16 protein-coding genes and 1 pseudogene are annotated in these 22,480 nt (G+C 60.6%); 11 read left to right on the forward strand and 6 right to left on the reverse strand.

Features of this window, described 5'->3' with window-relative positions; all coding sequences use genetic code 11:
* The first annotated feature begins 1 nt into the window (after position 1).
* The 6 genes from GPJ75_RS24975 to GPJ75_RS25005 all read left to right on the forward strand — a co-directional run bounded on the left by GPJ75_RS24975 (position 2) and on the right by GPJ75_RS25005 (position 7,906).
* Positions 2-844 carry a class III extradiol dioxygenase family protein gene (locus GPJ75_RS24975; RefSeq protein ID WP_163272517.1) on the forward strand — a complete coding sequence of 281 codons (843 nt, stop codon included), beginning with the start codon at positions 2-4 and terminating at the stop codon, positions 842-844.
* 429 nt (positions 845-1,273) lie between these two features.
* Positions 1,274-2,179, forward strand: coding sequence for a LysR substrate-binding domain-containing protein (locus GPJ75_RS24985; RefSeq protein ID WP_163272521.1), 906 nt, complete (start codon positions 1,274-1,276; stop codon positions 2,177-2,179).
* A 151-nt stretch (positions 2,180-2,330) separates the two neighbouring features.
* The gene (locus GPJ75_RS24990) at positions 2,331-3,272 is read left to right on the forward strand and encodes a TAXI family TRAP transporter solute-binding subunit (RefSeq protein WP_163272523.1); all 942 of its coding nucleotides are present in this window, start codon (positions 2,331-2,333) and stop codon (positions 3,270-3,272) included.
* Positions 3,214-5,379 carry a TRAP transporter permease gene (locus GPJ75_RS24995; protein WP_205602639.1) on the forward strand — a complete coding sequence of 722 codons (2,166 nt, stop codon included), beginning with the start codon at positions 3,214-3,216 and terminating at the stop codon, positions 5,377-5,379. The genes GPJ75_RS24990 and GPJ75_RS24995 overlap by 59 nt, the downstream gene beginning before the upstream one ends.
* Positions 5,372-6,952 (forward strand): sulfatase family protein, encoded by a 1,581-nt coding sequence (locus tag GPJ75_RS25000; protein WP_163272527.1) that lies wholly within the window; start codon positions 5,372-5,374, stop codon positions 6,950-6,952. The genes GPJ75_RS24995 and GPJ75_RS25000 overlap by 8 nt, the downstream gene beginning before the upstream one ends.
* Before the next feature lie 72 nt (positions 6,953-7,024).
* Positions 7,025-7,906 carry an alpha/beta fold hydrolase gene (locus GPJ75_RS25005; RefSeq protein ID WP_163272529.1) on the forward strand — a complete coding sequence of 294 codons (882 nt, stop codon included), beginning with the start codon at positions 7,025-7,027 and terminating at the stop codon, positions 7,904-7,906.
* A 25-nt stretch (positions 7,907-7,931) separates the two neighbouring features.
* Here GPJ75_RS25005 and GPJ75_RS25010 read toward each other — a convergent pair whose 3' ends face one another.
* The 3 genes and pseudogenes from GPJ75_RS25010 to GPJ75_RS25020 all read right to left on the reverse strand — a co-directional run bounded on the left by GPJ75_RS25010 (position 7,932) and on the right by GPJ75_RS25020 (position 11,082).
* Positions 7,932-8,738: a methylenetetrahydrofolate reductase gene (locus tag GPJ75_RS25010; RefSeq protein ID WP_343036394.1), complete on the reverse strand. Its 807-nt coding sequence runs from the start codon at positions 8,736-8,738 to the stop codon at positions 7,932-7,934.
* A gap of 98 nt (positions 8,739-8,836) precedes the next feature.
* Positions 8,837-9,681 (reverse strand): annotated as a pseudogene (purU, locus tag GPJ75_RS25015) (formyltetrahydrofolate deformylase).
* Positions 9,682-9,876: 195 nt separating this feature from the next.
* On the reverse strand, positions 9,877-11,082 hold the full coding sequence (locus GPJ75_RS25020) for a LysR family transcriptional regulator (protein WP_205602640.1): 1,206 nt from the start codon (positions 11,080-11,082) through the stop codon (positions 9,877-9,879).
* Between the two features lie 114 nt (positions 11,083-11,196).
* Between GPJ75_RS25020 and GPJ75_RS25025 the strand changes: the two genes are divergently transcribed.
* Entirely contained in the window at positions 11,197-12,570 is a 1,374-nt protein-coding gene (locus tag GPJ75_RS25025; RefSeq protein WP_163272535.1) for an aminomethyl transferase family protein, read from the forward strand.
* 334 nt (positions 12,571-12,904) lie between these two features.
* Here the strand turns inward: GPJ75_RS25025 and GPJ75_RS25030 are convergent, their stop codons facing one another.
* The 3 genes from GPJ75_RS25030 to GPJ75_RS25040 are packed head-to-tail and all read right to left on the reverse strand — an operon-like array spanning position 12,905 to position 15,935.
* Positions 12,905-15,466: a heavy metal translocating P-type ATPase gene (locus tag GPJ75_RS25030; RefSeq protein ID WP_163272537.1), complete on the reverse strand. Its 2,562-nt coding sequence runs from the start codon at positions 15,464-15,466 to the stop codon at positions 12,905-12,907.
* Complete coding sequence (locus tag GPJ75_RS25035) at positions 15,463-15,696, reverse strand: hypothetical protein (RefSeq protein ID WP_163272539.1); 234 nt, start codon at positions 15,694-15,696, stop codon at positions 15,463-15,465. Before GPJ75_RS25035 ends, GPJ75_RS25030 begins: the two co-directional genes overlap by 4 nt.
* 14 nt (positions 15,697-15,710) lie before the next feature.
* On the reverse strand, positions 15,711-15,935 hold the full coding sequence (locus GPJ75_RS25040) for a hypothetical protein (protein ID WP_246249260.1): 225 nt from the start codon (positions 15,933-15,935) through the stop codon (positions 15,711-15,713).
* A gap of 249 nt (positions 15,936-16,184) precedes the next feature.
* Between GPJ75_RS25040 and ftsH the strand changes: the two genes are divergently transcribed.
* The 4 genes from ftsH to GPJ75_RS25060 all read left to right on the forward strand — a co-directional run bounded on the left by ftsH (position 16,185) and on the right by GPJ75_RS25060 (position 22,424).
* Entirely contained in the window at positions 16,185-18,044 is a 1,860-nt protein-coding gene (gene ftsH, locus GPJ75_RS25045) for an ATP-dependent zinc metalloprotease FtsH (RefSeq protein ID WP_163272543.1), read from the forward strand.
* A 110-nt stretch (positions 18,045-18,154) separates the two neighbouring features.
* On the forward strand, positions 18,155-20,518 hold the full coding sequence (locus GPJ75_RS25050; RefSeq protein WP_163272545.1) for an ABC transporter permease: 2,364 nt from the start codon (positions 18,155-18,157) through the stop codon (positions 20,516-20,518).
* 228 nt (positions 20,519-20,746) lie between these two features.
* The gene (locus GPJ75_RS25055; protein WP_246249262.1) at positions 20,747-21,733 is read left to right on the forward strand and encodes an efflux RND transporter periplasmic adaptor subunit; all 987 of its coding nucleotides are present in this window, start codon (positions 20,747-20,749) and stop codon (positions 21,731-21,733) included.
* 229 nt (positions 21,734-21,962) lie between these two features.
* The gene (locus GPJ75_RS25060) at positions 21,963-22,424 is read left to right on the forward strand and encodes a CBS domain-containing protein (RefSeq protein WP_246249263.1); all 462 of its coding nucleotides are present in this window, start codon (positions 21,963-21,965) and stop codon (positions 22,422-22,424) included.
* The last annotated feature ends 56 nt before the right edge of the window (positions 22,425-22,480 follow it).

Raw genomic sequence — 22,480 nt, forward strand, 5'->3', positions numbered from 1 at the left:
AATGGCCAAGATCATCGGCGGCGTTGGCACGAGCCACGTCCCCTCCATCGGCGTCGCGCTCGACAGGGGCATGGCGGACACGCCGGACTGGAAGCCGTTTTTTGACGGCTATATTCCTGGCCAAGAGTGGATGAAGCAAGCCAAGCCGGACATCGCGGTGGTGGTCTTCAACGACCACGGCAATTCTTTCTTCCTCGACCGGGTTCCGACCTTTGCCGTCGGCGTGGCCGAAAGCTACAGGCCCGTCGACGAGGGGTGGGGCCCGCGTTCCATTCCCGAATTTGCGGGCGCAGCGGACCTCTCTTGGCATTTCGTTGACAAGCTGGTCGAGAGACACTTTGATCCGCTCGTTTGCCGCGAGATCGAGGTCGACCATGGCCTACAGGTCCCGATAGAGTTGTTCTTCGGCCGCCCGGACAAGTGGCCGGTCAAGGTCGTGCCGATCTGGGTGAACACCATCCAGTACCCGATCCCGACGCCGCTGCGCTGCTGGGAAATGGGCAAGGTGCTGCGCGAGGCGATCGAGTGCTTCCCGGGCGACGAGCGTGTGGTAATAATGGGTACTGGCGGTCTGTCCCACCAATTGCAGGGTAGCCGCGCGGGCTTCATCAACCGTGCAGCAGATGAGGCTTGGCTCGAAGGTATCGCCAACGACTACGAGAAATACCGCGACATGTCGCGGGAGGACTATGTCGAGCAGTTCGGCTCGGAAGGTGCGGAGTTGATCATGTGGCTCGTCATGCGCGCGGCCATGGATCCGAAGGTCGATTTGAAACACAAGCATTACTATGCGCCGGCTTCGTTGACCGGTGCCGGCATGGTGGTGCTGGAGAATCGAGCCTAGGAACGACGGTGTATTTCCTGATGATCTGCCGGCACAATCCGGGCTCCCAGGCGGAGAAGAAAGCGCAGCAAGAACACAGCACCGAGCCTATGTGGCATCGGGCGGCAACAGTGCGGCCAGGGTCCTGACCGGTAGCGCCCTGACCGAGGCGGACGGGGAAACCGATATCGGCAATTTCGGCATTTTCGAAGCGGCGGGCGAAGCCGAGCTGCGAGCCGTCCTCCATGCCGATCCGTTTACTATGGCCGACATTGTCGACAGTGTCGATATCGTCCGCTTGCCCGACCGTTTCAGGCGCACCGTATCCAGCCACTGTCAAGCTGAAGGGAGCGATACGAGCTGCTGCCCAGTCTGTGCTTATCGCAGTTTGCCCGACATGAGACGTACCCATAGAATGCACGCTCCGGAAGTGGGGCAAGCAGGGTGATTGTGAAGAACCGTGTCAGGATCAGACAGCTGCGCGTTTTCCTTGAAGTTGCGCGGCAGGGGGGCGTTGTACGAGCGGCCGAAACATTGCATTTGACGCAGTCGGCAGTCTCCAGAACAATTGGTGAACTGGAGCGAGTTGTTGGGTTGCCGCTGTTCGACCGCAGCCAACGCGGTTCCAAGCTAACGGAGGCCGGGCAGCTTCTGCAGCGGCATGTCACTTCGGGTTTGGCGCAGATTGATATGGGCGTTGCGATGGCCGGCAACCGCTCCAACTCCACCGAAATTGTGAAGGCAGGAGCTCTGCCGACTGTTGCGGGAGCGACTTTCGCCCGTGTGGTGCGCGATTTTAAACAGCGTTTCCCCCAGACCACTGTGCACGTTGCAAGTGGGACCAACGCGGAACTGCTCTCGAAACTACGGCGTGGAGATGTGCATTTCGTGTACGGCCGCCTCGCTGCGGCAGAAGCCATGAGGGGGCTGGCGTTCGAGCACTTGTATTCCGAGGAAATCGCCTTTGTTGCCGCCCCTGGCCACGCGCTTTTTGAACTGGAACATGTCGAACTGGCTGACCTGGGTGACCACAGCGTGGTCTTGCATCAGGCGGATACGATCATCCGGAATGAAATCGACCGTTTTCTACTTGAACATGGGATTACCGGGTTTGGTGATGTCGTTGAAACCAATCTTATCGAACTCGCGCGTGCTCTTGTGGTCGAAAACGGTTTTGTCTGGATCGTGCCGGTGGGTGTCATCAGATCGGATCTCGAACGCGGAGACCTGCGGCGCCTGAATATTTTTGCCCCTGAGCTTCAGGGGCCAATAGGAATCAGTACCGATCCCGCTATTCCGCGAAGCGCGGCATGCGAGACGTTGATCAACGATATCCGTGTGGCGGCAAAGGCATAGGCTAGTGCCCGTCAGCCAGTCCGGCCCCGTTCGGGCGGAGCGACGTCGGCAAAATATAGCAATTTTGCTATGTTTTGCCGCAAGTTTAGCAATTTACATATCAAGAATTCTCCTGTCAGTTTCTCGTTTAAATCATCAAAGGGAGGAGAAGATGATTTCTCGTTTTCTGGCTGTGGCGGCCATCACAGTGGGGCTGTCTGGTGCCGCTTCCGCACAGACGATCTCGATCGGGACAAACCCGCAAGGCTCTCTGGCCTATGCGACAGGCGCGGCGGTGTCCAAGGTTGCCATCGAGGAGGGCGGCATTCGGATGCGCGTTGTGCCGCAGGGCGGGCCGAACGTGGTCGTTCCGCTGGTGAACAATGGAGAACTGGAGTTCTCCATTGCCAATGGTGTTGCCGCCGCCTTTGCATACACAGGCCAGGGTGAGTTCAGCAGCCCAAACGAAAACATCCGGATGGTCGCGGTATTGTTCGATCTTTACAGCGGCTTCATCGTGCCCAAGGACAGTGACATCCACACCTTGCAGGACCTTCAGGGCAAGCGGGTTGCGTCCGATTTTCTCACGCAGGTGGCAGTTCAGATCAACGCCGAGGCTACGCTGAACACCGTCGGCATGAGTTATGACGACGTACAAAGGGTGCCTGTGCCGGACGGTGTGCGTGGCGTCGAGGACCTGGAGGCGGGCAATGTGGATGCCACGTTCTTCTCCTTGTCATCCGGACGTACCAAGCAGGCGGATGCGGCTTTGGGTGGCATTCGCATCCTGCCGGTAGAAAAGTCGGAGGAGGCAAACGCCAAGATCGAGGACATATCGCCGGGAGCATGGGTTGCCGAGGTCAAACCTGGCCCGAATTTTCCCGGCATAACTGAGCCGCAGGGTGCGTACACCACGCCTTTCGTCATTCTCGCCGGCGCAGATGTGCCGGAGGAGGTGGTCTACAATCTGGTCAAGGCGCTTCACGCCAACAAAAAAGCTCTGGTGGCCGCGAACGGGGCATTCAACGGGTTCGATCCGGGTGCGATGCACACCGATGTCGGGGTTCCTTTCCACCCCGGCGCAGAACAATTCTACACCGAAGCCGACCTGTGAAACGTTCGGCGTCTGCCGGATAAGAAAACTTCGCGCATCGGCCCGAAAACTGGCATCTGTTTTCGGAAAGCACGATGCGCAGATTCAAAAGTTTCAGCGTCCTTTGTCCGCCCTGTTGGGAAGCACGGCGCTGCAAGAATGCATTCCAGGGAGGAATGACATGTCCAGGCTCGAAGCTTCAACGGCGGACAGCACAGAACATATCGAGCAAGACAACCCAAAAATTGTTCTGGCCGGCAAGATCATCGGCTCGGCTCTGGTGCTGCTCTCGCTGGCGAATGCACTCGATCTTTATCGCGCCTTTGGGCTCGTGTTGATCAACGAGCAGTTGCTGGCCGTCATCCTTGGTCTGGGGCTTGCGACAGTCTTCATCCTGCAGCCATTCAAGCAGCACACGGCGAAGACGCGTTTGCCCTGGTATGACATCGTGGCGGCGATACTGGCGTTCGGCGCCTGCACCTATGTGGCGGTGAATTATGTCGGCATTGTCGCGACCCTGTTTGACAAGCCGTTTAGCTCCGTGGCTGCTGCCACCATCATCGTGGTTTCGGTCGCCGAATGCTTGCGGCGCACCGCGGGAACTATGCTCTTTGGCTTCGTTCTGCTCTTCCTGGTCTTCGGCCTCGTTGGGCACCTTGTCCCTGGGCACTTTCAGGGGCGCCAGGTCGCCATGGACCGGCTGCTGATCTATCTCGGCATGGACTCAAACGGGATTATCGGATTGCCGATCGGCGTAGTGGTATCGATCGTCGTGCCCTTCATCTTCTTTGGCAACCTGCTCAACGCATCGGGCGGCGCTAACTTCTTCACCGAGATTTCGGCGGCGCTGATGGGCAAATATCGCGGTGGGTCCGCCAAGATCGCTATTGTCGCGTCATCTCTGTTCGGCTCGATCTCGGGCAGCGCGGTAGCCAATGTCGTCTCGACCGGCGTGATTACCATTCCAATGATGAAAAGGAGCGGCTATCCGCCGGAGCGGGCAGCGGCTATCGAGGCTGTGGCCTCTACGGGTGGCCAACTCATGCCACCGATGATGGGCGCGGCTGCCTTCCTGATGGCCGAATTCCTGCAGGTGCCGTACACGGATATCATTCTCGCGGCTCTCATCCCGGCGATCCTTTACTACGTGTCGCTGTTTATCCAGGCGGACCTATACGCGGCCAAGGAAGACATACGTTCGGTTGACGAGATGAAATACAATGCGCTCGAGGTGCTCTCAAAGGGCTGGCTCTATATTTCGCCCTTCGTGGTGATCATTGCCGGACTGTTCACCTTGAACCTGCAGCCGCAGACCGCTGCAATGTATGCGATAGGTTTGATCATACCGATTGCGCTGGTATTCGGCTATCGCGGCGTGCGTATGCCCTGGACACGGCTTGTCGAGGCGGTTGGCGATACCGGCGTTGCCGTCACCCAGTTGCTCATGGTCTCAGCCATGGCGGGCGTGGTGATCGGCGTGCTCAATATCACTGGTCTCGGCTTTGCGTTGACCCAGGCGATCATCGAGCTCTCCGGGGGTAACCTCACGGTCATTCTGCTGCTTTCCGGTGCCATCTCGATCGTATTGGGCATGGGTATGCCCACGGTGGGTGTGTATCTGCTGCTCGCGACACTTGTTGCGCCTTCGATGGTGGAAGCAGGCGTACCCCCCATCGCAGCGCATATGTTCGCGTTCTATTTCGGCATCCTGTCGATGATTACTCCTCCCGTTGCCGCCGCGGCATTTGCCGGTGCAACGATAGCAAAGGCGGATTTCGTCAAAACCGGATTTGCTGCGGTGGTCTTCGGGTGGCCGGCCTATGTGGTGCCTTTCATCTTCGCCTTGTCGCCCGAGATGCTCTGGCAAGGTACGCCACTGGAGATCGCCAGGATTTTCGTACTCTCTGTTGCCGGCGTGTGGCTCGTTTCGGCAGGCTGGATCGGCTTCTTTGGCGGAACGCTGAGCGCCGTATGGCGCTTGGCATTCATTCTGGCGGGTGCCGGTTGCTTTGTACCAGGATCTGCCATTCCCGGCGGTCATCTCATCGACTCGGCCGGCATCGCAACCGGCATTGCGCTCGTTGCCGCGCGCCTTGTTCTCAGCCGTACAAAGGTGGTCAATGCTTAAGCGTCCGAATTTCATCCTTTTCATTACCGATCAGCACCGGGCTGATTTTCTGGGATGTTATGGCCACCCGGTGCTCAAAACCCCGAATATCGACAGGCTGGCGGACACCGGTATCAGGTTCGATAAGTTCTATGTGACGAGCCCGGTCTGCATGCCAAACAGGGCTAGCCTTATGACCTGCCGCATGCCTTCAAGCCATGGCGTAAGGGCCAACGGCATTCCTCTGGAACGGCGCAATGTAACCTTCGTCGAGGTGCTCAAGGCTGCCGGATACGAGACCGTGCTGATCGGCAAGAGCCATTTGCAGAACTTCAGCGGCAGGCCATCGATGATCGAGCCACCGGTGACACGGCCGGATCATTTCCGGGCCGACAGGCCGCTCGATCAGTCGGTGCGCACTGAGTATCAGGACCCGTTCTTTCGTGTGGAAGAGCCTGACTTTTGGGATGGACCACAGCCAAAGGTTCCAACGCCATTCTATGGTTTCGACCATGTGGAGTTGGTGACCGGTCACGGGGATGCGGCAGGCGGCGACTATGTGCAGTGGCTGGCGGAGCGCGATGCGGATGCGGCATCGAAGATCGGCGTCAAGAACCAGCTGCCGCACGACTATTCCTGCCCGCAGGCCGTGCGCACGGCGGTGGCGCCGGAGCACTACTCGACCACTTACATCGCCGAGCGGGCGGCAAAATGGATCGAAGATCGCAAGGACAGCGACAAGCCCTTCTTTCTGATGGTGTCCTGGCCAGACCCGCACCATCCGTTCAATCCGCCGGGTAAATACTGGGACATGTACAAGCCCGAGGAAATGGCGTTACCCGCGGCCTTTGCCGCCAATGATTGGACGCCGCCCTTCCACGTGGCGGCGGCGATCCGGGAGCGCGAGGAAGGGCGGGCAAACCTTGCGGGCATGAGTACGGTCGCATGCTCGGCGCGCGAGGCGTTGGAGGCCCGCGCATTGACTTGCGGCTTGATCGCAATGATTGACGACGCTCTGGGCACGGTTGTCTCCAGTCTCGACCGGACGGGCAGGGCGGACGATACGGTGAAGATATTCACCTCCGACCATGGCGATCATCTGGGCGACCACAGGCTGCTTTTCAAAGGTGCAGAGCAGTACGAACAGATCACCAGGGTTCCATTTATCTGGTCGGATCCGGAGGGGAAGGCGGGCGAGCAAACCGGTGCCATTGGCCAGACACTCGACATCGGCACGACGATACTCGAGCGCGCCATGGTTGAGGCACCGGTCGGCATGCAAGGCATCAAGCTGCCAGTTGCGGGCGGGGAGGGACGCCGGGCCGCACTTATTCAATATGACCACCAGAAGACCGACCCCGCTTTCGGACCACAGCCGAGAGTCCATACCCTCCATGACGGCCGTTGGCGGCTTTCGCTCTATCACGGATCCGATTTTGGGGAGCTCTACGACCTCGAGGCGGACCCGGAGGAGCTAAGCAATCTGTTCGATAACCCTGCCGCCACCTGCGAGAAGGTTCGGCTGATGGAAATGCTGGCGCGAGCGGAGATCGCAGTGGTTGACCGGGCGCCGGGGCCGACCGGACAGGCCTAGCAAACCGACCAGATATCGAAAGCAGGTCTTCTGTGAAGAAAGGCGCATGACAGTTCGAGGGAGGAGAGTTACATGTCTATCAATCGCAAGTCCTACGCCAAAGGCCGCGCAGGTAGCGGAGCTTCATTGAAAGCGGTCCCAAGACTGTCGCGGCGCTTGGTTTTGACCGGGGCCTCGACGATTGCGGCGGCCACCCTGACGTCCGGCCTGGCAGCTCCTGCCGTCGCCCAGACAAGCCGGAAGACGTTCGTTCTGGTGCATGGTGCCTGGCATGGGGGCTGGTGCTGGAAATACGTTCGCGACATCCTCGAGGCGAAGGGACACCGCGTGTACACGCCGACAATGACGGGCCTTGCGGAGTATTCGCATATGCTCAGTGCGGACGTCGACATGGATACGCACATCCAGGATATCACCAACCTGTTCTGGTGGGAGGACCTCAACGACGTCACCCTCGTTGCCCATTCTTATGCCGGTTGGGTCTGTTCGGGCGCCCTTGAGAACGTTGAAAAGCAGGTATCCTCGCTGGTCATGGTAGACGCATTTCTTCCGGTGGATGGGACAAGCGCCTATGACACCAACATACCCCAGCAACAAGCGAAGCTTGACGAGTTGCGTGCAGCAGGCCTCATAGCGAGGCCTCCAATTCCGGCGGAAGCCTTCAGGGTAAAAACGCAAGCGAATATCGATTGGGTCAACGCCAAGATGACTCCTCAGCCAATGAATGCTGTTTTCACAAAGATCCAACTTACCGGCGCGCGCGAGCGGATAGGTAAGAAGTTGTTTGTACGGGCTCTCGGCTTTCCGCAGCCTGCGTTCGCCAAGAACTACGAAGACACCAAGGCCGATCCGACCTGGAATACCTATGGGGTGCCGGAGGATCAGTCTGGACACGACATTATGGTTGATGCACCTGAACTGCTCTCTAAATTGGTCGAGCAGGCGGCTGCCTAATCGCGACTAAGGAGGGTGGTGCGCATCACGCACCGCCCCCACGCTTGTCATCCCACGTACCCCGCTCGATCAGCCATGCCGCCGTGCCCTTTATCCCGCCGAATGGAAAGACATGAAGCTGCTGGATCGCCGAAGCGGGATTGGAGCGCGCATAGGCCTCAATAGGCTCTACCACCTCGTCGGGCGAGAAGCCACCCATAAGCGTAGCAAGGGAGCCGCTGCGCTTTTTGAGGAAGGATACAGAGTTCCCCACGCCGCATATTGCAGCATACTTGACCATTGTCGTCAGTTTGGCCGGACCAGCGACCCCGATATGGACGGGCAAATCGATGCCATGCGCCGACAGGCCACCCGCCCATTCGGCGAACTTTCTCCCATCGAAGCCAAACTGTGTCACGATACGCATTCGCGCGCCGGTGCGCTCGCCAAAATCCCGCTTGAGTTTGAGTATATCGATGGCTTCTGCCTCGGAGAAATCCGGGCTGCCCTCTGGATGGCCTGCAATGGCGATGTCGCTGATGCCGTATTTGTCGAACATTCCCGTTTCGAGCAAATCTATCGACCCGGCAAACGGCCCGGCGGGCTTGTCAACTCCCCCGCCTACAATGAGAACGTCGCGCACACCGGCCTCCTCGGCCATTGTCCTGACGTGGTTCTCGAAGGCCACGGGATCGAAAATGCGGCGGACGGCGATGTGCGGGACAGGCTTATAGCCCAGATCGCGCACCCTTCTGGTCGCCATGACCTGCGTAAAACGCTCGTTCTTGCCAATATCGGTGACATAGACCCGGACACCTGGCGGGAACAGGCCCGGCAGGTCGGCGAACTCCACGGCTTGTCGGGGCGACATCTCAATGGAGGCTGCGAGCCTGGTCGATCCCGCGTCCCGGTCGACAGTCGGTGTGGCAGCGTTGGACAGAGAGAATAATGTCATGAGAACACCACCGTCTTGCGCCCGTTGATCAGGACGCGATCTTCAAGGTGCAGCGCCACGGCGCGCGCGAGAACGCGACGTTCGATATCCCGTCTCTTTCGGACGAGATCGTCGGCCTATCGGCGTGGGTGACGTGTTCGACGTCCTGCGCGATGATCGGTCCCTCGTCGAGGTCTGCGGTGACGTAATGTGCCGTCGCGCCGATGGTCTTGACCCCGCGTTCGTGAGCTTGGTGATAGGGCTTCGCACCCTTGAAACCGGGCAGGAACGAATGGTGGATGTTGATGCAGCGGCCTGAAAGATAGGCCGAAAACTCATCGGACAGAATTTGCATGTACCGGGCCAGAACGATCAGTTCGGCCCCGGTTTCCTCGATCACTGCTTTGACCTGACTTTCCTGCTCAAACTTCGTTTCTTTGGTGATTGCGAGGTGATGATATGGAATCGCCATATGCATGGTGACACGGAGCGCAGAACTGGGATGGTTGGAGACGATGCCGACGCATTCCATGTTCAATTCGCCAATGCGCGTCCGGTAAAGCAGATCGCCCATGCAGTGATCGAATTTGGATACAAGGATCAGAACTGCGCGCTTGCGGCGACTTGGCCGCAATGCCCACTCCAGACCGAAATTGGACACTTCGTTCAAGAAACCGGCCTGGAAGGCGTCGACGCCCTGGTTCATCGTAAAGGCGACGCGCATGAAGAAGTTTCCGGTTTCCCGGTCGTCGAATTGCTGCGCCTCGTAAATATCCCCGCCATTCTCTGCAAGGCGGCCGGCTACGGCGGCGACGATGCCCGCCCGGTTCCTGCACTTCAGGGTCAGAATATATTGCGACATGACTCCCTTCCTCCCACGAAACGTCGTGATACTTCCGTCCTCCCACCCAGATCGGTACGAGGCGCAAGAAGCTGACGCCGGCGCGGGTATTTCAGGATCGGCTGAGCATCCCGTATCACGGTGGATAAGGGTGCCGCTTATGCTTGATCCGAAAATTCTGAACTAAAATGATTATATCAATGGGGCCGAACCGGCCTATATTTTCTCCCCGGGGGCTGAGGACAGAGAATCGCGCAAAATGCCCGTAAATATTTCTAGGATCTCGCTTGAACTTTCCGTTCGCTTCAGCGTGAGCCCGATCGGGATTTCGGAGTCGGGCAGATCGACATTGATCTTCTTGAGACTTGGCGGAAGGTTCGCGATATGCTGATCACTGTAGCTCAGGAGCCCGATCGAGTTGCTGTTGATGATGACTTGCTCCGCGTTGCTGAACGACAGGATTTCACACGTCTGGGCGGGAGGGACCGCGCCCACGGACTCGAACAGCCTCCCGAAGTAGGATCGTACCGGTGTACCGTGGGGCGCCACGATCCACTTTTCATTCTGCAGGTCGGAAATTGTCAGCAGGCGCGCGTGGCAGGGGTGAGCTTGCCGAGCAACGAGCGTGAAGCGCTCGTTGTAAAGGAAGATTTCCTCGAGTTCGGGGAAGGGGGTGGGAGAGCGCAGTATCCCGATCATACAATCGAGCTCGCCCCGCCGAAGGGCCTCAGTCAGCATGTTGTAGCTTCCCGGCACCGCGATCAGGCGCAGATGCGGGTAGCGGTTGGTAAGGTAACCAAAAGCCCGTGCCACCAGATCCTGCCCCGAGAATGGCAGCATGCCGACCGCCAGCCTTCCGATCAGACCGCGCCTGGGCTCCAAATTGATAGTGTTCAGGGACAGCTCCTGCAATAACTCGCCCCGAAGTGTGGCGAGCCTCCGCGCCTGAGGGCTCGCTTGCAACCCGCTGCGCCGTCGCTCGAACAACGGCTGCCGGCAATAATCCGAGATGGCCGAGAGTGACCGACTGATGGCTGGTTGGGTCATTCCCAGATGGACTGAGGCTGCCGATGCGCTCCCGAAACGTATCACCGCCGAAACGGCGTCGAGATGATGCCAGCGCAGGAAGTGCGTCAGATTTGGCCTTGAATTGCTAATAGCCTCGATGTCCGCTTCTGCCCTCGCAATGAGCTTGAGAGCGGCAGAACATCGCGGCAGGATCGTATCGCCCCAAACGGTCGGCTCGGTACCGCTCCAGCCCCTTTGAAAGAGCGTTACGCCAAGCAGGTTCTCGGCCGATGCAACCGTCCGAGAGACCACGGGCTGACTCATGTTGAGGACGCGTGAAGCTTCATCGAACCCTTGCGCTATTGCTACCGCCTCGATCACTCTGGCTTGCTTGAGGCTAAGTCGGCCCTGCATGTTCATGTTCTTGGTATAATCAAAATGGCTTAGATTATTCAATAACTACATAAGCGATGACGGCCGCCCAATGTTAAGTGAGGAGGAACACGACCAACAGGGAGGACGGGCGGAATGGCCGACAAGAACCTGCAAGAGAAAATCGATCGGATTGGCAATCCATCACATATGTTGCAGAATTCGCCGGTGGGGCCGTACGTGTTTCCCATTGCGCCGCAATATACAAACTGGATGGAGGAGGTGCGCGCATGGCGCCATGGCGCAGTACTGCTTAATCAATCCTATCACATGACCGATTTGTACGTGCGGGGCCCAGATGCCATCAAGTTCATGTCCTATGTCGGCGTCAACAGCTTCGCTAATTTCGGCCGCGATAAAGCCAAGCAGTTGGTCTGCGTCAACCATGACGGTTACGTCATAGGCGACGGCATCATATTCGGTCTCGAAGATGATGAAATCCTCTATGTCGGGCGCCCGCCTCTCGCGCACTGGATGAAGTTTCAAGCCGAGATCGGCGACTTTGATGTCGAGACCGAGCTGGACATCCGGTCAGTCGAAAACCCCGACAAGCCCCGCAGGCTCTACCGCTACGAGGTGCAGGGGCCACTTGCGCTCGACATCCTCAACGAGGTCAATGAGGGCGGTCCGCTGACCACCAAGTTTTTCAACATGGGAGAAATCACCATAGCGGGCTGCAAGGCGCGGACACTGAGTCACGGCATGGGTGGCGCGAAAGGTCTGGAACTGTGGGGGCCATACGAAGACGGAACGAAGGTTTATGACCGCCTGCTCGAAGTCGGGGAAAAGTATGGCCTGCTTCGTGCCGGCGCGCGGTCCTATTCGTGCGCGGCCATGGAATCTGGATGGATTCCATCTCCATTGCCGGCCATCTATTCGGGCGAAAAGATGCGTCCCTACCGCGAATGGTTGCCGGCCAACGGTTTTGAAGCCACCTGCTCGGTCGGAGGAAGTTTCCAGCCCGATAATGTCGAGGACTTCTACCTCACGCCATGGGATCTCGACTACGGGCGGGTGGTGAAGTTCGACCACGACTTCATCGGGCGCGAGGCGCTTGAGAAGATGGAAGGCGAAGTGCATCGCACCAAGGTGACGCTTGTTTGGAGCAAGGAAGATGTCCTCAAGATTTTTGCCGGCATGATGGAGGAGTTTCCCGGTCCCAAGCTGATGGAACTGCCTGCTGGCCACTATGCGGCGCATCCTTATGATCAGGTCTTGTTGGACAACGAACTGGTGGGTTTGTCGACCTACCCGGTGTATTCGGCCAACGAGCGGGCGTGGATCTCCCTCGCCATGGTGCGCGGCGCTCTGGCCGAACGGGGAACGAGACTTTCCGTCCTTTGGGGTGAGGCTGATGGCGGCACGAAGAAGCCGCATGTCGAAAGGCACTGTCAGATGGAGGTGGGGGCCGAGGTATACCCGTGGCCGATTCATGAGGCTGCACGGGTCGAATATCGGGCGCAGCGCTGAGGGGCGGGCCGGTTTACCGCCTCGCTTTCGCGACTGAAGCGCCCTCGATCTGCGCCCCGCTTTCGGCGTCGAACATGGCCACTATCACATGCCGAACCGGGCGCCCGGTGGAGCGCCCTCGTGCATCTTAGCCTCCGAATGATAACGCGGATGGTCGCGCCACACCAAAGCAGCCGGCACCACTCCGAGGTAAACCTCGAGGCCCGCCGTTCTCTTATGGTTTCATGCATCCACGGCGTCAGCGCTGCCTGGGCCGAACGCGATCTCGACGGCGGCCGCCGCAAGAACGGCCAGAAGCTGTTTCGCCGAGTTTATGGCGACCTTCCCGCCTCCTTCATTGTCTCACCGTGAGCTTTGCGCGTCTGAGCAGCAGCGAGTTGCCGACGACCGACAGCGAACTGGTGGTCATGGCGATCACGCCGATCATGGGATGCAGCAGTCCAAGCGCAGCGATGGGGATGGCGGCGACGTTGTAGAACCAGGCCCAGAACAGGTTCTGCAGGATCTTGCGGAAGGTCGCCTTGGAGAGGCGGATCGCTTCCACGGCCTTGGTGAGCTCGCCGCTGACCAGCGTAACATCCGCCGCCTCGATTGCGACGTCCGCGCCGGCGCCGATGGCGATGCCCACATTCGCTTGCTTGAGTGCCGGCGCATCGTTGATGCCGTCGCCCACCATGGCGACCCGTTCGCCATACCGCGCCTGCAGGCGGCGTATCTCGTCGACCTTGCCCTCTGGCAGCACGCCGGCCAGAACCTCGTCGATGCCCACTTGGGCGGCCACGTATCTAGCGGTGCGCTCGTTGTCGCCGGTGATCATCACCGTGCGGATGCCGAGGGCGTGGAACGCGGCGATTGCGGCCTTCGAATCCTCCTTGATGGTGTCGGCCACGGCGACGATGCCGGCGGCCCGCTTGCCGATGGCGACCAGCATGGCCGTCTTGCCCTCGCTTTCGAGCGCGGTCAGCCGGGCATCCAATTCGTCAAGGGAAATGCCGTTCTCGGCAAGGAGCCGGCGGCTTCCGACCCGAATGCGCTCGCCCTCGACCATGCCTTCGACGCCGCGGGCGGTGATCGCCGTGAAGCGTTCGACCTTCGGCACCTCCTGCCCGCGATCGCCCGCGCCGGCCACGATAGCCTGTCCAAGCGGATGTTCGGAGCCGGCCTCGACCGCCGCGGCAGCCAAAAGCACGTGCTCCTCTGCAAAGCCGTCGGCCGCCACCACGTCGGTGAGCGCCGGCTTGCCGGCGGTGATGGTACCCGTCTTGTCGAGCACGACCGCTCTGATGTTCTTCAGCGTCTGGATCGCCTCGCCGGAGCGGATGAGGATGCCGTGTTCGGCGCCCAGCCCGGAACTCACCATGATTGCCGTGGGCGTAGCCAGACCAAGCGCGCAGGGGCAGGCGATGACCAGGACGGCGACGGCGGCAAGGATGCCGGCCATCAGCGGCGTCAGGTCGGGATTGACCCACGGCAGGAATGCCGCACCCCAGGACAGGATCGGCCGCAACTCTTCCCCGAACAAAAGCCACATGAGGAAGCTTGCAAGGCTGACCAGGATCACAGCGGGCACAAACTTGCCGGTCAGCCAATCGGCGAACTCCTGGATCGGCACCTTGGAGCCCTGCGCTTGTTCGACGAGGCGGATGACCTGCGAAAGAAAGGTCTCGGCGCCGACGCGGGTGGCGCGCACCCTGAGGAGACCCTCCTTGTTGATGGTGGCGCCGATGACGAATTCGCCGGGGCTGCGCTCCACCGGCATCGATTCACCGGTGGCGATCGACTCGTCAAGATGGCTTACTCCCTCGACGATCTCGCCGTCGGTCGGTACCTTGGCGCCGGGGCGCACCACCATGATATCGCCCACCTCGAGCTCTGCGACGGGCACCTCGACCTCCCGGCCGTCGCGCATCACGCTCGCCGTCTTGGCGCCCAATTTGACAAGCCGCTTGATCGCCTGGCTGGCGCGGCCTTTGGCGCGGGTCTCCAGATAGCGGCCGATCAGGTGGAAGGTCATGATGGTGGAGGCCATCTCGATGAAGGAGGTCATCGGATAGAAGAAGCCGACGAGCCCGATCAGGTAGGGCGGCAGGCTGCCCATCGAGATCAGCACGTCCATGTTGGCGGTGCGGTTGGTGAGCGAGCGCCAAGCGGACCGATGGGTCATGAAGCCGCCATAGAGGAACACCACCGGGAAGGCGAGGATCGCGACGAAGGCCAGGTAGCCCGGCACCGGCGCGAAGAACATGTGCACCGCCATCAGCACCATGATGAGCGTCGTGGGCACTGCGGCGATCCAGAGCCGTTTCCAGGCTTGGGCGAGGTAGCGGCCCTCGATGTCCTCTTCTGCCGCGCGCTCCCTGGCCGAGGGCCTTGCCTCTTCGGTTGCCGCAACGTCGTAGCCGCTGCGCGCGACCGCGCTTTTGATCTGCCCGACATCGACCGCGCGGGGGTCGAAGCGCACTGCCACGCGATGGTTGGCGATGTTCGTGTCGACCTCCACAATTCCCGGCAGGCGCTTGATGGAAGTCGAGACGATGCCGGCGCAATGGTCGCTGCCCATGCCAGGCACGACGAGCGTGGCTTCCCGTTGTGTAGCGGCTTCCGGCTCCGAAATGCCGGCCACGTCGTAGCCGGCATGCTCGATGGTGGCTTTCAGGGCGGCGATGTTCGTGGACTCGGCATCGAAATGCACCGTCACCTTATGTCCGGCCAGGTTTGTTTCCACGGACCGGACGGCCTTTATGCGCTTCAGAGATGTGGAGATGATGCCTGCGCAGTGATCGCTACTCATTCCGGGTACCGTGAACCCCACAAGCTGCTCGCCTTCCCAACTCGGCGTCGTGCCGGCAGAGTGCCGGGCTTCCTTTGTGGGGATATTCTCGATCAACGCGTTCATCGGCCAAGCCCTCCCAGCAAAGCCCAGGCCATCACCACGGGGCAGCCGATCACGAGAGCGGCGATCAAGGCCGTCCACCACGTGAGTCCGAACAGCCAGATGAGCGCGGCGATGGCGATCAGGCCCACGGCCAGACAGAGCCAGAACAAGCTGAAGCGAGGACCTTGTTCGCGACTGTACTCGTTACCGGGTAGGGTACGGGGTTCAGACGGATGTGAAACATCGAGCATGAGAGGAGCCTCCTTCAAAGATCATCCTGTCGCCTGTTCAAGCGGGCGGCGAAATAGTTGAACAGGGGAACGAAGACGAGCGCTGCGTACCAGCCGTAGAAGAAGCTCCACGCAAGACCGAGCAGGAAGCTCGGGCAGTTGAGCCACGTGAAGCCCGGCAGAAGCATCGGTAGTAACTGGTGCATGTCCGCGTCGGATACGACAACGCCGCAGAGCACGCAGAGTGTGTAGGTGGTCACGATGACGAATCCCAGACTCATCCCGAGGGCGGGCAGGGGGAGCCTGGGAGAAATTGGCCTGGCAATACTTTCCACGGTCGAGAGCAGCATCGCGAACCTCGAACTGCGCTGTGGCGAGAATTTAACTCGTGCAAGGTCGCGCGGACTTTGATCTCTCTCAATTCCACCGGGGTCCGATGCGCCTAAGCTTCCATTTGATCTTTCATTCGCAGCGGCCAGGACGGGTAACCCATCCCAGGTAGGGAACGCATGGACAAGCAGACGCGCTTCAATCTCTGGTATATTTTGGCGGCGTTCCTGATCTTTACCGTCCTTCAGCTGCTGTGGTCGCAAGCCAGCCATGTGACCACCGTTCCCTACAGCGAATTCGAGTCCCTTCTGAAGGACGGCCGGATCAGCGAGGTGGTCATCACCTCCCAGCAAGTCCAGGGCGCATTGAAGGACGCACCGGAAGGCCAGCCGCAGCACGTGGTCGCGACCCGGGTTGATCCGGCCTTGGCCTCGCGCCTTGATCAGTACGGCGTGCCGTTTTCCGCTGCTATCGAGTCAACGTTCCTGCGTGATCTCCTCTCCTGGATGATCCCTATTGCCCTGTTCTTTGGCATCTGGATGTTCGTCTTTCGCCGCATCGCCGAAAGGCAGGGGCTCGGCGGCATGATGTCGATCGGCAAGAGCAAGGCGAAGGTTTATGTCGAGACGGACATAAAGGTGAGCTTCAACGACGTCGCCGGTGTGGATGAAGCCAAGGGCGAGTTGCAGGAGATCGTCGACTTTCTGAAGGATCCCCCTCGCCACAGCCGGCTCGGCGCGCGCATGCCCAAGGGTATCCTGCTCGTCGGGCCGCCGGGAACGGGCAAAACCCTGCTTGCACGCGCCGTGGCAGGGGAGGCGGGTGTGCCGTTTTTTTCCATCGGGGGCTCGGAATTCGTCGAGTTGTTCGTCGGTGTGGGAGCCGCTCGGGTGCGCGACCTCTTCGAGCAGGCGCGCAAGGCTGCGCCGGCCATCATCTTCATCGACGAGCTTGATGCTCTCGGCAGGGCGCGTGGTGCCTTTCCATGGGGCGGCGGCCATGACGAGAAGGAGCAGACGCTCAATCAGCTGCTCTCGGAGATGGACGGCTTCGATCCACGGGAGGGCGTGATCCTGCTTGCCGCGACGAACCGCCCGGAAATCCTGGATCCCGCGCTGCTGCGTGCCGGGCGCTTCGACCGGCAGGTCCTGGTCGACCGCCCCGACAAGATCGGACGGGCGCAAATCCTGCGTGTGCACGCGAACAAGATCAGCCTGGCGCCGGACGCCGACCTCGATCAGATCGCCGCGATGACCCCAGGATTCAGCGGCGCCGACCTCGCCAATCTCGTCAACGAAGCGACGCTGCTGGCGACGCGGAGGGGAGGCGAGTCGGTCACGATGGCCGACTTTACGCGTGCGATCGAGCGCATCGTCGCTGGGCTGGAGAAGAAGAGCAGGATTCTCAATCCGCACGAACGCGAGGTCGTCGCCTATCATGAACTCGGCCATGCCTTCGTCGCCATGGCTCTGCCCGGCAGCGACGCGGTACACAAGGTGTCGATCATACCGCGCGGCGTTGGTGCGCTGGGCTACACGATCCAGAGGCCGACCGAGGATCGCTATCTGATGACGCGGAAGGAACTGGAAGACAGGATGGCGGTATTGCTCGGCGGCCGGGCCGCCGAGAACATCGTGTTCGGCGAGGTATCCACCGGTGCTGCCGATGATCTGGTAAAGGCGACGGACATCGCCCGGAGCATGGTGACCCGTTTCGGCATGGCCGAAGGTCTCGGCCCGATCGCCTATGAGGATGAGCCCAACCGTTTTCTGGGCACCGCCCCGATGCCGGGAATGCTCGAGCGGCGATACAGCGAGAGCACCACCCAGCGGATCGACGATGCCGTGCGTGACCTTGTTAACGCGGCGTTGGAAAGAGCAGCCTCGCTCCTGAAAGAGCGGCGGGAACTGCTGGACAAAGTGGCGAAGGCTCTGCTGGCCCGCGAGACGTTGACCGGTGAGGAACTGAAGGCGTTCTTCAGCGATGCGGAAGACGGTGCTGGGAGATCAGCGGTGAGCAGTACCCAAAGCGCGGCATGATCCGCATTGCCCGGGCTTTTGGCTCACCGTGTGATTTGCCGGGCGGATGGCCGCGCGTCCGGCTGCATGAAGAGATGCTACTCGCCGCAAGTGACGTGAGTTGGTGAGTCATGCGTATGCTCGACCGCAAGCTCTTGCGTGATATCAGGCGGCTGTGGGCACAGGCGCTGGCGATCTCGCTTGTCATCGCTGGCGGGGTCACTGCTGTCCTCATGGCGGTGGGCTCCTACCAATCACTCGACGAGACCCGTCGAGCCTATTACGAGCGCTATCAATTCGCCGACGTCTTCGCCTCCGTCCGCCGCGCGCCGAAGTCGCTTGTCGGACGCATTGCCGAGATTCCCGGCGTGGTCGCGGTGGAGGCGCGTATCGCCAAGCTGGCGCTGCTCGATGTTCCCGGTATGCGCGAGCCGGCCACCGGCCAGTTCATCTCCTTGCCCGAGAACCGCGAGCCGCTCCTGAACAGGCTTTACCTGCGGCTCGGCCGGATGCCGGAACCCGACAGAGCCGAGGAGGTGGTCGTCAGCGAGAGCTTCGCCAAGGCTCACGACTTTGCGCTCGGTTCGCGCTTCTCGGCAATCCTGAATGGCCGCAAGCGTCCCCTGACGGTTGTCGGCATCGCCTTGTCGCCCGAGTTCGTCTACACGATCGGGCCCGGAGACATCATGCCCGACGACCGCCGCTTCGGCATCATCTGGATGTCGGAACGGGCGCTTGCCAGCGTCTACGACCTGGAAGGTGCCTTCTCCTCGGTCACCCTCAAGCTGCTGCCGTATGCCTCGGAGCCGGAAGTCATCGACCGTCTCGACGCTATTCTTGACCGCTATGGCGGAACGGGAGCGCACGGGCGCAGGGACCAGACCTCGCACGCCTTTCTCGACCACTCGCTCGACATGCTGGGCAACATGAGCCGCACCCTGCCACCCGTGTTCCTTCTCGTCGCGGCCTTCCTCGTCAACCTCACGCTCAGCCGCCTGGTTGCGCTCGAGCGCGAGCAGGTGGGGCTCCTGAAAGCGGTGGGCTACGACAATCCGGCCATCACGGGCCACTATTTGAAGTTCGTCATCGCGATCAGCCTAGTCGGTATCGCTATCGGCAGTGCCGCCGGAACCTGGCTCGGGGGTTATGTGACGAGTCTTCTCGCGGAGTATTACCGTTTTCCGTTCCTCCTCTTCATCAGGAGTCCCGATCTCTACGCCCTGGCCGCGGGCCTGAGCTTTGTTGCGGCGATGCTTGGCGCCGTGCGCGCCCTGCGAGAGATCATCGGCTTATCGCCTGCCGTCGCCATGCAACCACCGGCTCCGCCGCGGTTCCGCCGCCTGCTGCCGCGCGGCTTTGCCCTTAAAGGCATGCTGCCTCAGCCGGTCGTGATGACGCTGCGCAACATCACTCGCCATCCGGTACGCTCCGCCATGACGACGCTCGGCATGGCGCTGGCCACGGGCATCCTCATCGTATCGCTTTTCCTCAACGGTGCGATGGAGCAGCTTGTCGACGTGACGTATTTCATGGCCGACCGCCAAGACGCGACAGTGAGCTTCGTGGAGAAGCGGCCGCAGAAAGCCGTCTTCGACATGGCACGCCTGCCGGGCATTCTGGCCGTCGAGCCCTATCGGGGGGTGCCGATCCGTATCCGCAATGGGCATGTGGAACGCCGGGTGATGCTCAGCGGGCGGCCACGCGACGCCGATCTCAGCCGCATCATCGACGTCGACCTGCGCCCCGTCGTGCTGCCGGAAGTTGGCCTGGCGATCTCCGATTGGCTTGCCGGCATTCTCGATGCGGGTGTGGGCGATCTGGTCGAGATCGATCTGCTTGAAGGGAGCCGCAGGACCGTGTCTCTTCCCGTCGCGGCGCGGGTCGAGGACTATTTCGGTATCAACGCCATGATGGACGCCGAGGCGCTCGCGCGGCTGATACGCGAGGCACCCGCTGTCAGTAGTGTTCATATCAGTTTTGACGAGAGCATGCTCGATGCTCTCTACGACGTGCTCAGGCGCATGCCGAGCGTCAGCGGTATGGCGCTGCAACGCGTCTCTCTGGCCAACTTCCGCGAAGCCTTGGCCGTCATCGTCACGACAATGGCCAGCATCTATATCGGCCTTGCCTCGATCATTGCGTTCGGCGTCGTCTACAATAGCGCGCGGATTTCACTATCGGAGCGGGCACGCGAACTCGCCAGTCTGCGGGTGCTCGGCTTCCACCGTGCTGAGGTCTTCCGACTGCTGTTTTTCGAACTCGCGCTCCTCACCCTGATTGCCCAGCTTCCGGGCTGGGTCATCGGCTACGGCTTGGCTTGGCTCATCAACACCGAAATGTCCGGCGAATTGATGCGCACGCCACTGATCGTTGAGCCTTTGAGCTACGTGCTTGCCAGCGCAATCGTTATCGCCGCCGCCGTGCTGTCCGCGCTCGTCGTCCGCGAGCGTATCAACCGGCTCGACCTTGTCGCTGTCCTCAAAACGAGGGACTGAACCATGCGCCGCATCTGGATGAGACGAACGGCAGGACTCCTGATAGCCGCGGCAGCTGTTGCCGGTGCTGTTTGGTTCGCCTGGCCCCAACCCATACTGGTCGACCTTGCGCCTATCGTCAGAGCTCCGATGGAAGTAACGATCGAGGGCGAAGGCAGAACGCGTGTGCGTGAGGTCTACACCGTTTCCGCTCCCATTGCGGGGAAGGTTCTGAGGACGCCCCGTCATGTGGGCGACGAGGCCGTCGCGGATGAAACGGTCGTCGCCGTGATGCAAGCGACGGCGCCAGGATTTCTCGACATGCGCTCGCGTGAGGAGCTTCGGGCCGCGCTCGCCGCTGCCGAGTCAGCTGTAGAGTTGGCCGAACATGAGATGCATAGGATCGAAAGGGGTCTCGAATTCGCACGGGATGAGCTTCAAAGGGCCGAGGCGCTTGCGCGTCGCAATGTTGTTTCCACCCAGGCAATGGAGAAGGCGCAAGTCGATGTCGAGACGACCGAGCACGCCCTCGCCAGCGCCAAGGCCCAACTTGCGGTGCGACGCAGCGAAAGGGCGAGCCTCGCGGCACGGTTGATCGAGCCCGGAAGCAAAACGGTTTCTCGGGACACGGCGTGGGGGATCCAGCTTCGCGCGCCCGTATCTGGTCGCGTCCTTACCATCCGCCAGGAGAGCGAGGCCGTTGTCCAGCCGGGTACACCGTTGATCGACATTGGCGATCCGCGCGATCTCGAGGTCGTGGTCGACTTGCTCTCGAGCGAGGCCGCTCGGATCGAGCCCGGTTCGGCTGCGCGCATCGACGGCTGGGGCGGAGCGCCGCTCCAGGGCAAGGTCAGACGCGTCGACCCGGCAGGCTTCACCAAGGTCTCCGCCCTCGGCATCGAGGAACAGCGGGTAAGCAGTATCATCGACCTGATCGATCCGCCGGAAGCGTGGGCGCGGCTCGGGCACGATTTCCGGGTGATCGTCAATATCACCGTCTGGAGTTCCGAGAATGCGCTCACCGTGCCCATGGCTGCTCTCTTCCGCCGTGGAGACGTCTGGGCGGTGTACGTCGTCCGAGATGGGCGCGCGCGAAGCACCACTGTTGAGATCGGACGACGCGCCGATCGAATGGCGGAGGTTCTCGCCGGCCTGTCGCCCGGTGAACAGGTGATCCTGCATCCAAGTGATCGAATTGCCGACGGTGCGGCCGTGGCCGCGCGCAGGATCCAGTGAACGCTGCGGGCAATGGTTTTGTGCCGTCGGGCGCGGTGTCGGAGCATTCCGGGCGAGGAGTGACCGCCAAGGAAGATCTGCTTTAGCGGGGGCGACAGCCAGAGGCAGAACAGAGTTGGTCCCTGCAGGGAATTGATTCTTGTCAATGAAATCCTGTGCCAAACGCGCTCTGATACCAAGACCGGGCACAAGAGTTCGATCGATCTGCCGGATTCCAACCTGCGGGGTGATGGCGGTTTTTGAGAAGATCGAGGTAGCTTTCATGGCAACGGTTCGACAAATCCTTGACATCAAAGGCCACGACGTCTTCGCCGTCCATCCCGACGACACCGTGTTCGACGCGTTGCGACTTATGGACAAGAAGAACATCGGCGCGGTTGTGGTGAAGGATGGCGACGATCTTGCCGGTGTGTTCACCGAACGGCATTACGCGCGAAAGGTGTTTTTGAAAGGCAGGTCTTCGCCCCAAACGCCCATTCGTGATGTGATGGAAACCAAAGTAATCCATGTGGGGCCGAACGAGACCGCAGAGGCCTGCTTGGCGCTGATGAGCAGGAAGAAAATAAGACATCTGCCCGTGCTGCATGATGGTCAGGTCGTAGGGGTTATCTCGATCGGCGATCTCATGCGGAGCATCATCGCCGAGCACAAATTCGACATCGACCAACTGGTAGGGTACGTCCGGGGCTGACGCTGGCCCGTGTTCTGGTTGTGATCCACCAGGCCCTCGGAGCGAGTTTTTGCGCA

Source organism: Chelativorans alearensis (assembly GCF_010993735.1).
In the GTDB taxonomy this organism is placed as follows: Bacteria; Pseudomonadota; Alphaproteobacteria; order Rhizobiales; family Rhizobiaceae; genus Chelativorans; species Chelativorans alearense.

What these genes read in the sequence shown, in the direction of transcription:
- GPJ75_RS24975 (WP_163272517.1), top strand. Translation starts at nt 2, where the DNA reads ATGGCCAAGATCATCGGCGGCGTTGGCACGAGCCACGTCCCCTCCATC.
- GPJ75_RS24990 (WP_163272523.1), top strand. Translation starts at nt 2,331, where the DNA reads ATGATTTCTCGTTTTCTGGCTGTGGCGGCCATCACAGTGGGGCTGTCT.
- GPJ75_RS24995 (WP_205602639.1), top strand. Translation starts at nt 3,214, where the DNA reads ATGTCGGGGTTCCTTTCCACCCCGGCGCAGAACAATTCTACACCGAAG.
- GPJ75_RS25000 (WP_163272527.1), top strand. Translation starts at nt 5,372, where the DNA reads ATGCTTAAGCGTCCGAATTTCATCCTTTTCATTACCGATCAGCACCGG.
- GPJ75_RS25005 (WP_163272529.1), top strand. Translation starts at nt 7,025, where the DNA reads ATGTCTATCAATCGCAAGTCCTACGCCAAAGGCCGCGCAGGTAGCGGA.
- GPJ75_RS25020 (WP_205602640.1), bottom strand. Translation starts at nt 11,082, where the DNA reads ATGCAGGGCCGACTTAGCCTCAAGCAAGCCAGAGTGATCGAGGCGGTA.
- GPJ75_RS25025 (WP_163272535.1), top strand. Translation starts at nt 11,197, where the DNA reads ATGGCCGACAAGAACCTGCAAGAGAAAATCGATCGGATTGGCAATCCA.
- GPJ75_RS25030 (WP_163272537.1), bottom strand. Translation starts at nt 15,466, where the DNA reads ATGAACGCGTTGATCGAGAATATCCCCACAAAGGAAGCCCGGCACTCT.
- GPJ75_RS25035 (WP_163272539.1), bottom strand. Translation starts at nt 15,696, where the DNA reads ATGCTCGATGTTTCACATCCGTCTGAACCCCGTACCCTACCCGGTAAC.
- ftsH (WP_163272543.1), top strand. Translation starts at nt 16,185, where the DNA reads ATGGACAAGCAGACGCGCTTCAATCTCTGGTATATTTTGGCGGCGTTC.
- GPJ75_RS25050 (WP_163272545.1), top strand. Translation starts at nt 18,155, where the DNA reads ATGCGTATGCTCGACCGCAAGCTCTTGCGTGATATCAGGCGGCTGTGG.
- GPJ75_RS25060 (WP_246249263.1), top strand. Translation starts at nt 21,963, where the DNA reads ATGGCGGTTTTTGAGAAGATCGAGGTAGCTTTCATGGCAACGGTTCGA.